The sequence below is a fragment of the Nocardia sp. NPDC051463 genome (assembly GCF_040681975.1).
Lineage (GTDB): Bacteria > Actinomycetota > Actinomycetes > Mycobacteriales > Mycobacteriaceae > Nocardia.
This window is the reverse complement of record NZ_JBFBAB010000015.1, coordinates 82,507-96,192: the sequence shown is the minus strand read 5'-3', so window position 1 is coordinate 96,192 and position 13,686 is coordinate 82,507. Positions and strand designations below refer to the sequence as shown.

Here is a 13,686-nt window from a genome sequence, read left to right as displayed (position 1 = left end):
GCCACCGGCACCCGGTCATGCGTTGCCCGCATGACATGGCCTGGCGGCCGGATCGGTGCTCACGCGTCGAGCATCTGCGCACCGAGCTCCTGATCCAGACCGGATTCGGCTGCCGTCAGCACCGTGTCCAGATGCCTGGCGACCACACCGATGTGCGGCTCGGCCATCATCTGCAAGTGATCACCCGGTACCGCGACCTGGGTGAATCGTCGTCCGGCGTACCGCCCCCAGCCGTTGTCCGTGCTGTCGTACATGCTGCCGACTGTTCGATGCGCCGCATCGACACCGGGCGGCAGTCCCTCGCTGGCTCGCAAGAGTGTGAAGTCGCGGTCGTAGAGCTCGAGCTTGTATTCCAGCAGCGCCGTGTAATTGGCGTGGAACACGTCGTAAAGCCTGCGAATGGCCTGCGGGGAACTGTCGGCGGGCAGGATCCCGGACCTGATCGTCTCGGCGAGCACCGCGTCGAACAGTTCGTCGGTGCCGTGCGTGTCGGGTTCGAAATCGATCAGTGCGACCTGGTTTCCGCGCGCGTACCAGAGCAGTTCGAGGAAGAACCAGCGGATCAGCTGCTCCTGCGCGACCGGCTCGCGCCGCTCTTGCTGCCGCAGTGCGAGCGTGTCGAGCAGTGTCACACTGGCGACTTCGTGTTCGGGCAGCCGCCGTGCCATCTCCAGCGCGACATTGCCGCCGAAAGACCAACCCGCAAGGTGATAGGGGCCTTCCGGATGGACCCGGCGGATGGCCTCCAGATAGGACTCCGCCATCGCCGGGATGGACGTCTCGGGTGTGCTGCCCGAGTCGGCACCTGCCGCCTGCAAGCCGTACACCGGACGGTCCGGGCCGAGGTAGCGGGCGAGTGCCAAGTAGCACAGCACATTTCCGCCGATCGGGTGTACAAGGAACAGCGGTGTCTTGCTACCGCCGCTGATCGGCACCACCGGGTCGAAGGTGCGGTGGGTGTTCCCCGCCCGGATGAGCGCGGCCAGCTCGCCCGCGGTCGGTGCGCCGATGAACGTATCGAGCGGGACCTCGACGCCCCAGCGCCGCGACAATCCCATCACCACACGCATGGCACCGATCGACGTACCACCGGAAGCGAAGAAGTCGTCGTCGAGCCCGATCGAGCGCAGTCCAGCGTATTCGGCGAGCAGCTCCACGGCGGATCGCTCGTATTCGTCGGCCGGTTCCCGCTGGGCGGCAGCCGAATCGGGGGCATTTTCGACGATCGCGCGCAGAGCGTTGTCGTCGCGCTTGCCGCTCGGTGTTCGGGGCAGTTCGTCGAGCCAGATGAACCTCGACGGCACCATGTGGGCGGGCAGCACCGCGCGCAGATCGTGCCGCAGCGCGGCCATATCGGTCTGGTCGGCCGCACCGACCAGGAAGGCGATCAGCGCTCCGTCGATGCCGCCGAAGCCGCGCGCGACCACGGCCGCCTCGGTAATGGCGGGAAACTCCTCGAACCCGAGAATGCACAGCTCGACCTCGGCGGGTTCGACCCGGAAGCCGCGGATCTTCACCTGACTGTCGCTGCGGCCCAGATACACGATATCCCCGGAGAACAGCCGCACGCCGAGATCGCCGGTCCGGTACAGGATCGCGCCGCCGTAGGTGGCCACGAACCGCTGTGCGGTCAGGCCCGGCCTGCCGTGGTAACCGCTGGCGATCGAACGGCCCCCCACATAGATTTCGCCGATCACCCCGTCGGGCACCGATCGCAGCGCTCCGTCGAGCAGTTCGGCGGTATCGCCGTCGACCGCACGACCGATCGCGGGCAGTGCGGGGAAATCATCGGCAGGACCGAGCAGGGTGTACTTGGTGGCCACGTGGGATTCGGTGGGACCGTATTGGTTTTCCAGCAGCAGGCCGGGCACCACCTTGCACAGGGCGCGGATCTCGTCGGTGATACGCAACTGCTCACCCGAGGACACGAGGGCCTTCAGGCTGGTCGGGAAGGTGCGCCTGGCAACGGCGGCCTCCGCGAACGCCTGTAGCGCGACATACGGCAGAAACAGTCGCTCGATGCGCTCCTCGACAACAAGATTCAGCAGTACCTCGACATTCGACCGCAGATCCACCGAACTCACCCGCAACGTCGAGCCGGCGGCCAGAGTGGTGAAGATTTCCTGGAACGAGACATCGAAACTCAACGGCGCCAATTGCAGGGTGCTGGCCAGACCCATCCCCGACGGCGTGCGGTTTTGCCATTCCACCAGCGTGGTCAGGCCACGGTGCGGCATGGCGACACCCTTGGGCTCCCCGGTGGAGCCGGAGGTGAACAGCACATAGGCCACCGCATCCGGCGACACGTAATCCGGCACCACCTGTGCCACGTCGGTGTCGGTGTCGGTGTCGAACAGCGCGACAGTATCGAGCACCAGCGCCGTGTCGTCGACGATGTCGGCATATTCCGCGTCGGCGATCACGCGATGCGGGCGGGCCCGGTCGATCATCAGGTTCAGCCGGGCCCGCGGGTAGCTGATATCGAGCGGCACGCAGGCCGCCCCGATCCTGGTGAGGGCGATCACGAGCACCACCAACTCAGGGCGACGGGCCATCATGATGCCGATCCGGTTGCCGGGCGCTATCCCGAGACCGCAGAGCCGTTGCACGAGTCGATCGCAGCGCTCGATCAGCTCGGCATAGGTAACTGTGTGGTCGTCGCCGATCAGCGCGATCGCATCGGGGCGGAGCGCGGCGGCTTCGGCGACGAGGGTGCCGACATCGCGGGCGGTCGCTGGGCCTGTGCCCCGATCGATCGGCGAATCCGGTTCACCGACAATGCCTGCCAGCATCCGCAGCTGGGTCAGCGCGACAGTCTCGCACTGGTCTTCGGTCAGCGTGTGATCGCCGTTGACCCGCACCCACATTCGACCGTCGCGCGGATCGGTCGCCACCGTCACCAGCAGCTGGAAGTTGGTCTCCTCCCGAACATCGAAGTCGCGCAACCGGACTCCGTCGATGCCTGCGATCGGCGCGAATAGGTGGTAGTTGACGAAGTTGAACGCCGTCTCGAAGGCGGGCCCACCGTCGGCCAGGATGGACCGCAGCGGATAGCGCCGGTGCGGATAGGCCTCCCGCTCCCGGCGCACGACCTGCTCGACCGCCTCCCACCAGGTGGTCGCGCAGGCGTCCAGCCGCATCGGCAGCGTATTGAGGAACAGTCCCGCACTGCGTTCGGCCCCGGCCCGATCCGGACGGCCGTGGCTGACGACGCCCGTGGTGACATCGCCGCGGCCGGTGACCGTGCGCAGTGCGAGGCAGTGCGCGGCCAAATAGACCGCCTTCTCCGGCACCTGGTTCCGGATGGCGAACGCGGTCACCCGTTCGGCCAGCCTGCGCGGCACCAACGCCTGCGCCTGCGGTGGTGCGGTGACGGCGGCCTGGTGAACGCCGAGCGCAGTCAACGCGGTCGGCTCCGCGTCCGCCAAGGCGGTGCGCCAGTACTCGCGCGCCGAATCATCGTGGATGGCAGCTCGTTCGGCCTGTGCGTATTCGGCGAGAACCGTCGAGGAGTGCGGGGTGTCGTCGAGGGCAGACGCGACGAGCCCTAGGCGATGCAGGTAGTCCAGCAGCAGTTCCAGCACCGAGGTCGCGACGCTCCAGCCGTCGAGGATCGCGTGGTGGAAGCTGAGTACCAGATCGACGGTCCGCACGGTGTCGGCGGCGGGCCGGAGGAAAACGCGCACGGCATGCAGTGGGGCACAGGCGATGTCGTACTGCGCGTGCCTGCGCTCCTGCAGGTAGGACTCGACCCGCTCATCGGCGAGGGGGGAGTCGATGCCGGTGAGATCGACGATCTCCAGCTCGTAGTCGATGGTGGAATGCACCACCTGCAGGGGGATCGAGTACCTGCTCAGGTCGAACGAGGAGCGCAGCGCAGGCTGCCGCGACACCAGCCGATCGAAGGCGACCCGGAACTGCGCCGCGTCCCACGGCAGCTCGAACCGGTAGCGGAACACGTCCTTGTAGATGACCGAATCGGCCCGCTCGATGCTGTGGAAGAGCATGCCGAGTTGCAAGGCGGTAGCGGGGAATGCGTCCTCGGCCCGATGCAGCGCGGCCCGGTCGATCAGCGGCACCGTCTCGAAAGCCGCGGTGATCCGAATCCGCGTGCCGTCCTGGCCATCGGCGACGATCCCCGCCAGCTCGGCAATGGTCGGATTCTCATAGAAACCGTCCACCTCGAAGTACAGCCCGGCTCGTTCGGCGGCGGTGCGCACCGACAGCGCAAGGATGGAATCACCGCCGTGCGTGAAGAAGTTGTCGTGCACGCCGATCGAGTCGACGCCGAGCACTGCGCACCAGACCCGCACCAACTCGGCCTCGACGGCGGTGCGCGGCGCGGCGCGATCATCGATGCCCATGAGCTCGGCGGCGGATTCTTTGACCAACGCGCGCCGATCCAGCTTTCCGTTGCGGGTCAGGGGAATACGATCCACCCGCACCAGGCGCGTCGGAATCATGTAGCGCGGCAGTCGAGCGGCGAGCAGCTCGGCGATCTCGTCACCAGTGATCTCGTCACCGACGAAGTATCCGACCAGCTGCACACCGTTGATGTCGGACCGCTCGTCGACAACGGCGACCGCCCGCACACCGGTGCAGCCGAGGATCGCGTTCTCGACCTCGCCGAGGGTCACCCGGTTGCCACGGACCTTCACCTGATCGTCGTAGCGGCCCAGGTATTCGAGGGTACCGTCGGGCAGCCAGCGGGCCAGGTCGCCGGTGCGATAACGGCGACGGCCCGGCACGGCGCGGTCGTCGACGAAGGCCGCCGCGGTGAGTTCGGGGCGGCCCCGATAGCCGCGGGCCACACCGACGCCCGCGATATTCAGTTCACCGGGCACACCCACGGGCAGTCGTCGGCCCGCCTCATCGAGCACCAGCAGATCGATATTGTCGATCGGGCGTCCGATGGGCACCATCGCGAGCGAATCATCGGGCGGGCAGTCGAAATACGAGACGTCGACGGTGGCCTCGGTCGGGCCGTACACATTCACCAGTTGCGGTGGGGTCGTCCGCGCCGCCGCGTACAGCGCGTGGAAGCGGCGCAGCAGAGCGGGCGCCAGCGCCTCACCGCTGCAGAACACCCGCCGCAGCGTCGCGAGGCGCGGCAGGATCGTGCGATCGGCCTCCAGTTCGTCGAGGAAGGCGGCCAGCATGGACGGTACGAAGTGGATGACCGTCACCGAATTCGTCTCGATGGCCTCGACGATCCGGCGCGGGTCCCGTTCGCCGCCCGCCTCCAGTAGCGCGACGCGCGCGCCCGCGACGGCCCACCAGAACAACTCCCACACCGACACATCGAAGGTCACGGGAGTTTTCTGCAGGATGACGTCGCCTGCCGCCAACGGGTAACGGCGCTGCATCCAGATCAGCCGGTTGACCACCGAGCGATGTTCGATCATCACGCCCTTCGGCTCGCCGGTGGAGCCCGAGGTATAGATGAGGTAGCTCAGATCGGCGGGGTGCGAGATGTTTTCGACGGCCTGACGCGTTGGCAGCGTGTTGGCCACCGATACCCGAGCGACACCGAGCCCGGCGTACACCTGGGCGTGCTCGGGGCCCGCGACCACCAACCTGGCCGCGCAGTCCGCGAGCACCGTTTCGATGCGCGCAGGCGGATAGTCCGGATCCAGCGGGACATAGGCGCAGCCCGCACGCAAGATGCCGAGCACCGCGATCAGCAGGTCCGTCGATCGAGGCAACACCACCGGGATGCACTCGTTGCCCGCGGCACCGAGCTCACGCAGCCTGGCAGCGAAACTATCCACGCGACGGGATAATTCGGCGTAGGTGAGCGACTTGTCGCCGGAACCCGCGGCAGGCACCAGTGCGACGCGGTTCGGGTTGCCGAGGGCCTGTTCGGTGAACAGCCGGTCGATGGTGGTGTATGGGAAATCGGTGCGGGCACCCGTTTCGAAGGCGGCTATTGTGGCGGCCTCCTGCTCCGACAGCATCGGCAGCGCGCCCACCGGCGTCTCCGGCTGGTCCAGCGCCGCGGTGATCATCTCCCCCACACTGCGCAGCGCGGATTCGACTGGGAAGGTTTCGGTGAAAACATCCGTGTCGTAGAACAACTGGAGGTTGATCGACCCGTCTCTGCCGTCCTCGGCGACGACGATGGTGAGCGCGTCCGACACCGTGCCGGGATTGAGCACCGTCCACTTCGAGATGAGGTCGTGGACGTAATCCGCGTCGGGCAGTTTGGTGAAGGAGTACTGAACGTCATACAGCGGTGGCGCCGACGGATCGCTGTTCAACGCACGCGCCAGATCGCCGTAGGGAAACCGCTGATGCTTCTTCAAACCACGGATCTGCTGGGTGACCTCCGCGGCCACCTGCGCCAACGGCACACTCCGGTCCACGCGCACCGGCAACGGGACGACGTTCGCGCGATGGCCCTGAGTACGGAAGGTCTCGGCCGAGTGCCGGTTGAGCATCGGGCAGCCGATGACGACCTGGTCGGTGCGGTGGATCGCCGTCAGATACGCCGCCACCGCAGCAGTCGTATAGGCGAAGACGGTGAATCCGGTCGCCCGGATGCGATCGAGGAAGTCGCCGGGAATCATCGTGCTGTAGTGCCCCCGCACGACTTTCGGCCGCTCCGAGCGGCCGGCGAACAGGGCTGGTTCGATCCCGTCCAGCGCGGTGAGCAGCGCGTCGCGATCCTTCGTGCACTGCTCGGACTCGCGGTAAGCCCGGTCGTCCTCGGCGATGGCCCGATAGGTGGCCACCGAGCGATCGGTGTGCTCGGTGGGCGGCTCCGGCTTCGCCAGCTCCGCGAGCGGGACGCCTTCGGATTTGGTGTAGCTGTCATTGAGCAGCGCGATCAGCGGATTCAGCCCATAGCCATCGGCCAGCGCGTGATGCACCGAGATGAACATCCAGAACCGGTCCGGCCGGTCCACCACCGCGGCGAGCCGTGCGGGCCGACCGGGCTGCTCCGGGTCGGCGACCGCACGCCACAGCCACTCCTGCGCCGCGGCAACCGGATTCGGTGCATCGGTGAGATCGAACACCTCGACCTCGGGGATGTCGTCGCACACCCACTGGTGGAATTCGCCATCCTCGAACGCGAACCGCAGCCGTAGCGCGTCGTCACTCATCAGCGCGCGCTCCCAGCACGCCTGCAGCCTGGCGATCTCCAGCGGTTCATCCATACGGAAGCTGTAGGTCTGCTGCGCGGCCGGATCCGGTGCCAGCCGGAAGGCCACACCGAGTACATCGCGCTGATACGCGCTGACCGGCCAGGCCTCGTCGGGTCTCTCGGGGGTTGCGCTGCTTTCCGACGTCACAGTCACTCCTATCGCGACAGTCGCGGCACCGGCCGTGCGCAGATCTGCCTAGGCTATTGCCACAGTTATCCAGTTTTCGGATACCGAGAAGCACCGGCATCGATGCGATGCCGGGCGTCTCGATTGTTTCGGGGCGAACGCCCGCTGGTCAGAGAACGGCCAGCAGCGCGCGTACGCTTTCATCGGCGAGGCGCTCGGCCCGCTGACGGGATACCGCGGGCTCGACATAGCCCACGTTGAAGGACAATTCGCCGTGCGTGGCATTGGCGGTGGCCATGATGAACCCGCTCACCGACATACCCGAGACGAATTGGGCGCCCGACAGCTGCCAGGATCCGATCTTGTCCGGGAAGGGATAGTTGCCGAGGTAGGTCATGCACAGATGGCCGGGACCTCGGGTGTCCATCAACTTCACCGTGGCAGCGCTGGCCGCCACCGATTTCGGTGCCGCGACCTTCAGCAGGTTCAGCGCCGCGAGATGATCACGGCGCCGCATCCGCGTGCCGTACTCGCGCTCGATCTCGGTGGCGATCTGCCAGAGCGAGGACCACGGCGCGTACTCGGCCGGGGTCGCGATCATGCCCTGATAGGTGCCGACCTCGGTGTCGGCGACGACGCCGTCGAGGTGCGCGCGGAAGTTCACCGAACTGCCTACGGTGTACCGGGCTTCCTTCGTGGTACCCGCCTCGCGGGCCGCGGCGACCAGCAGCGCCGCCGACAATGCGGCCTGCAGGCCGACGCCGTTGCGCACGCAGCCTGCGCTCAGCGCGTCGAGCTGGTCGCCGCTGAGGCTGCGATGCACGACGCGACTGCGTCGCCGCGTGGGCGGGGCCAGTTCGGTCGGCTCCAGCCGCCGTGGGCGGCGCAGCTGCGATTTCTGGTCGCGCAGTAGCGATCCGATGGTTCGCCCGATACCGCTGCCGCCCTGGAATCGGGCCGGGAACAGCTCTTCCGGGCCGGGCCGGATCGGGGCCGGATCCAGCTCGGCGCCCTCACCCGAGGCGACCTGTAGCACCTGCTTGACCACCGACATCGCGCTCTCGCCGTCGGCGATCGCGTAATGCAGGGTGACGACCAGATCGCTGATCTGGCCGTCCGGCGTGCTGATCAGCACGGCGCGCGCGAGCGGTCCCTCCTGCCAATCGAACGGCTCACGCAACTCGATATCGTCGACCTCGGCCAGCCAGCGTTGCGGCTCGTCCGACTCGACGACCCGCAGCGGGATCGGCCGATTCGCCACAGGTGCGAATCGCGGTGCGGTGCCATCAGGTTCGGCCGCGACCGCGACGCCGAGCAGCGGATGTCGGCGTTGTACTTCGTCCAGGCCCGTCCTGACCTGCTCGGCCGTGATGGCACCGTGCACCCGCACCCGGGCCAGGATGTGCAGCGGGGCAAGCTGATCGGCGATCCAATGCCACCGCTCCATCGGCGACAGCCTGCGCGGCAGCCGCGCGGTCGGCCCGTCCAGTGGCGGGAACGACAGCGGCTTCGCCGTCTCGCGCAGGAAGAATTCGGTGGGCGCGTGCCGGAAGTAGGCGTCGCGCACCGTGATCAGCCTCGGGTCCGTTGTCTGCTCGATCTTCCCGAGATTCCACGACCCGTTGACAAGCATGGCGGTTCTTGCCGCGCGCAGCTGTTCATAACGACGCAGTCCCGCAACGGGATCCAGCGAGGTCTTCAAGGTGTGCGCGAGCACCACCGCATCCTCGATGGACGCGTTGGCACCCTGGCCGAGGCTGGGCAGCATGGGGTGGGCGGCGTCACCGAGCAGGGTGACCCGACCCCGGCCCCAGTGCTCGAGCACCGGGCGGTCCTGGGCAGGCACCGCGAGGATCCCGGATTCGTCGGTCTGCTCGAGGCAGGCCCGCACCTCGGGAGCCCAATCGGCGTAGAGCCGCAGCAGTTCCCGCTTGCCGCCTTGCCAGTCGGCGGCCTCGGCGGCGGGCATGGTCTTGGTGCCCCACCAGTAGACGCGACCGTGACCGATATCGTGAATGCCGAAACGCATGCCCGTGCCCCAGTAATGGGCCGAGTAGCCGCGCGGCACCGCGGGGTGCTCGAAAGGGATGCAAGCCAGCCAGCACACGAAGTTGCCGGGGCGGGGTTCAGCGCGGCCGTGCAGTTGGGCGCGCACGGCGGAGTGGATGCCGTCGGCGCCGATCAGCAGGTCGCCCTCGGCGATGCGGCCGTCGGCGAATTCGACGCGTACGTGCTCGCCGTCGTCGATGAAGTGGGTTGCCTGTGCGCCAACGTGAGTCGGTGTGTCACCGACCGCGCGCAACAGCACATCGTGCAGGTCGCTGCGATGCAGAGCAATGCTCGGAGAGCCGAGTCTGGCGTCCTGGCGGTGGACCGGAAGCACACGCAAGACGGTGCCGTCGGGATAGCAGAACCGGAACGTTTCGACCTTGCCACCACGTTCGAGCAGCTCGTCCTCGATGCCGAGGCCGAGCGTGCGCAGCGCACTGAATCCATTGGCCGACACCGAGAGCCCGAAGCCTTGTGCGCGCAGTTCGGGCGCGGCCTCATACAGCTCGACCCCGAACCCCGCATGTCGCAAGGCGACAGCAGTGGTGAGTCCCCCGATTCCCGCTCCCAGAACGACAACTTTGATCGGACTACTCATCGAACCTGCACTCTCATCGAACATTCAATGACGCAGGGTGCCTCCTGTTTCGAACCGACCGGCGAGCCACATCGCTCGTCGGTCGTCATCCCCCCTCGGGCAGCGCTGTTCGATGACGGATCGTCTTCGGGAAACGCAGTCGGGGCGGGATGCCCTGTGCCAGACCGCCCCGAAGCCTACCCCGATCGCCGTGTCTGAAACGAGATCGAGTGAGATTCACCGCAAGGGCCCGGTTCGACAGGCTGATTCCGTTGCAATGCGCAATAATTCACGCTTTCCGAGGCCCCGCACTTGGTCGAATGCTCGAGACAGTCACAGATATGACGTGTCGTTGACCAGACGCACCGACGAGCCACCATCGGGATAGAACTCGGCGATCGACAGCGACGCCAGGTCCAAATGCAGGCGATACAGCAGCGAGGGACCGACACCGAGCGCCAGCTGCAGCAGCGTCTTGATCGGGGTCACATGACTGACCACCACCAGATTCGCGCCGGGATACAACGCGACCAGATCACGCCGCGCCGCCTCCACGCGCTCACGTACCTGATCGAAGCTCTCCCCGCCGGGCGCAGGCACCGAGGGGTCACCCAGCCAGCGGGCGTGCAGCTGCGGATCACGCTGCGCCGCCTCCAGGAACGTCAGGCCCTCCCAGTCGCCGAAGTCGGTCTCGATCAGGCCGTCGAGGACATGCACGGGAACATTCAGCGCGGTCGCCGCGGCCTCTGCGGTCTCGCGTGCCCGGCCGAGCGGGGAGCATACGACGGCAGCGATATTGCCCTTGGCGGCAAGCATCTTGGCGGCGCGCGCGGCCTGCTCGCGACCGAGTTCGGACAGCGGCGGATTGCCGCGGCCCGAATACCGACGCTGGACGGAAAGTTCGGTTTGCCCGTGGCGCAGCAACAGCAGGCGGGTCGGGCGGCCAGTGGCACCGGTCCAGCCGGGGGCGGGCGTCGTTTGCGCACCGATCGACGCCGCATCTTGGGAATCCGCCACCACACCCTGCGCATTCGCGCCGGTTTCCGAAGTGGCCTGTGCGTCCCGGACCTCGTCGACCCAGCTGGGCAGATCTCGTTCGACGCCGCGGGCAGATCCCTGATCGGTCGCACCGCCCGACGCACCGCCCGACGCACCGCCGCTGCGATCGCCCCCTGCGGGCGCGTGCCCGGCGTCGAGCGCGGTACGCACCTCGCCGACCAGCGAGGCATCATCCATCGCCTCGTTGGCCAGTCGATCCGCATGCGAATTCTCCGCGCGCGGAATCCAGGTGAAACTCACCCGATCGAAACCCGCAACCAACCTGCGCGCCCGGTCCGCCAGCGGAATCATGGCCGCGTGCTTGACCTTCCAGCGCCCCGACATCTGCTCGACGACCAGCTTGGAGTCCATCCGCACCGAGACCACGCGCGCACCGAGTTCGGCCGCCGCCGCCAAACCGGCGATGAGGCCACGGTATTCGGCGACATTGTTGGTCGCGACACCGATGTACTCACGGCGCTCGGCGAGAACACTCGCATGATCGGCATCGAAAACGACCGCGCCGTAACCGGCAGGCCCCGGATTGCCGCGGGAACCACCGTCGGCTTCGACGATCACCTCGAGCTGGGCCATCATTCCCCTCGCTGAACTCGACCTGCCACGGTTACGGTTCGCGCACGCGCCGAAACCCGGACTCGGGAACTCACAGCCCCGATTCCTTGGTGCGCACCAGCACCGCGCCGCATTCCGGGCAACGCACGATCGCGTCGGGCGCGGCCTTCGTGATGCGCGCGATCTCACCGCGGTCCAGCTCGATCCGGCAGGCCCCGCACCGGCGTGCTTGCAGCAGCGCCGCGCCGACACCGTTCTGAGTGCGCTGCCGGTCGTAGATGCTCAACAGATCGGCGGGGAACAGCCCGACCAGACCCGACCGATCGCCCTCGCAACGGCCTTGCGCCACATCGAGATCCGCGAGCGCCTCGTCCCGCAGCCGCTGCGCGTCGGCCAGCTCCTGCTCGGTCCTGTCCAGCCGCGCACCCGCATGCTCATGGTCGGAGGCGGACGCCTCGCGACGCTCCATCACCTCGAGCAGCTCGTCCTCGAGCACCGACCGGCGCCGCTCCAAACTGCCCAGCTCATGCTGGATCTCCGAAAGCTGCTTGGCACCCACCGAACCAGCGGTCAGCATCCCCCTGTCGCGCTCCTCACGCTTGCGAACCGCCTCGACCTCACCCTCCAGCTTGCGGATATCGCGATCGAGATCGTCCAACACGATCTCCACAGCCACCGCGGCGTCCTTGTGGGCATTGCGCTCCACTTCCAGCCGCGCCACCTCCTGCTGCTCGGGCAGCACGGTGCGCCGATGCGCAATCCGCGTCAGTTCGGCGTCGACAGCGGCGAGTCGCAGCAGCTTGGCGTGGATCGGGGGTTCGACATTCAACGCGAACAAACTCCTGGACGCTATGGACGGATGGGAGGTACCGCGCGCCGGTACGACGGCGAACACCAGTGCTCAACCGTACCTCGGATGGCCGGTCGATCAGGTCCGAGGCCACGTCAGCGGGTGTTGGGGGTGGGGAGCAGGGGCCATATCCCGGCGACGGGGCCGACAAGACGCCACCGCACAATAGCTGCCCGCCCCCGCCGGACCCGACCGGCAGCCGACCTTCCGACGACACCGAGTCCGAGACGCCGAAGCCCAGTGACCTGGACGTCTCGAGCCTTGACAACCCGAGGAGCAGCGATCCAGCGGGCGCCCGGCCACCTCCACGGTCCCCCGTGGGCCATCAGGAGTTCCGCCGCACCGGTGCTCCTGCCCGGGTAACCGGAGCCCTCCCGCGCGCACGGGACATGGCTACGGCACATACCGCGACAGGCCCCGCGATCGAGTCCTGTTCGTGTCGAGGGCACGGGGTCGGGGGCTAATGGCCTGTCGGGCGGGGTTTGATGGCGTCTCTGGAGATGAAGACGTCGAATTCGCCGGGTGTTCCGATGGCGGCGTTGCCGTAGGCGGAGCGGACGAAAGGTTCGGTCCACCAGCGGCCTTTCCGCATATCGGCGAAGAAGTCCTGATCGTCGCCGTTGACGAAGATCTGGTTCTGACTGGTTGCGATGCCGTCGAGACGCTGGCCGTACAACCGGGTCACCTTGTACCCGGAGTGGAAGCCGAGCGCATTCACCCACGGCTCCAGCTCGACGATATTGGCCTGCAAGACCCACAGGTCGCCCTCGACCTGGTATTTCTCGTGCTTCTCGCCATGCTCGCCGTCGCCGTACAACGTGAGCTCGACGTCGAGTCGATGTTCCTGTCCCGCAACAGGAGTCACCACCACATGAGCGGCCTTGACCTCGCCGCTCAGGCCCAGATACGTCTGGATCAGCGTCGCCACCCACAGCAGCACCACCGCGACGAGTAACAGGCACAGACCCGCCGCGCCCCGGCCGAGCAGAACCCGCAATCCGACCCTGCGCACCATCACCAACGCCGATATCAACAGTGCTAACGCGACAAGGATCAGCAGCATCAGCCCGATCTGCACGATCCCCAGGTCCACCGGGAACTTCATGCGGTCGTTATACCCGTTCGCGCCCAACCGATTCGCCCGAACGGCCGACACTCCACAGACACGCCGAATATGCCCCGTTTAGGATCGCTGCGGGGGCCTTCGGGGCGTCCAGAGCGGGTGTGAACGCCCTACCGCACCATGAGGGAGCCTGATGTCGGAGACACTCGCAGGAGAGCCGGACGCCCTCGGCGCGGAAGCTGGTCGTGGACAGCACGAATCA

General features: G+C 67.1%; 5 protein-coding genes. All 5 read right to left on the bottom strand.

The window, feature by feature from the left end; translation table 11 throughout:
* Positions 1-59 precede the first annotated feature (59 nt).
* The 5 genes from AB0M74_RS20500 to AB0M74_RS20480 all read right to left on the bottom strand — a co-directional run bounded on the left by AB0M74_RS20500 (position 60) and on the right by AB0M74_RS20480 (position 13,466).
* Positions 60-7,295 carry an amino acid adenylation domain-containing protein gene (locus AB0M74_RS20500; protein ID WP_366527853.1) on the bottom strand — a complete coding sequence of 2,412 codons (7,236 nt, stop codon included), beginning with the start codon at positions 7,293-7,295 and terminating at the stop codon, positions 60-62.
* Between the two features lie 148 nt (positions 7,296-7,443).
* Positions 7,444-9,921 carry an FAD-dependent monooxygenase gene (locus tag AB0M74_RS20495; protein WP_366527852.1) on the bottom strand — a complete coding sequence of 826 codons (2,478 nt, stop codon included), beginning with the start codon at positions 9,919-9,921 and terminating at the stop codon, positions 7,444-7,446.
* 312 nt (positions 9,922-10,233) lie between these two features.
* Positions 10,234-11,532 (bottom strand): bifunctional RNase H/acid phosphatase, encoded by a 1,299-nt coding sequence (locus tag AB0M74_RS20490; RefSeq protein WP_366527921.1) that lies wholly within the window; start codon positions 11,530-11,532, stop codon positions 10,234-10,236.
* Between the two features lie 70 nt (positions 11,533-11,602).
* Positions 11,603-12,340: a C4-type zinc ribbon domain-containing protein gene (locus AB0M74_RS20485; RefSeq protein ID WP_366527851.1), complete on the bottom strand. Its 738-nt coding sequence runs from the start codon at positions 12,338-12,340 to the stop codon at positions 11,603-11,605.
* A gap of 481 nt (positions 12,341-12,821) precedes the next feature.
* Positions 12,822-13,466 carry a hypothetical protein gene (locus AB0M74_RS20480; RefSeq protein ID WP_366527850.1) on the bottom strand — a complete coding sequence of 215 codons (645 nt, stop codon included), beginning with the start codon at positions 13,464-13,466 and terminating at the stop codon, positions 12,822-12,824.
* Between the last annotated feature and the right edge of the window lie 220 nt (positions 13,467-13,686).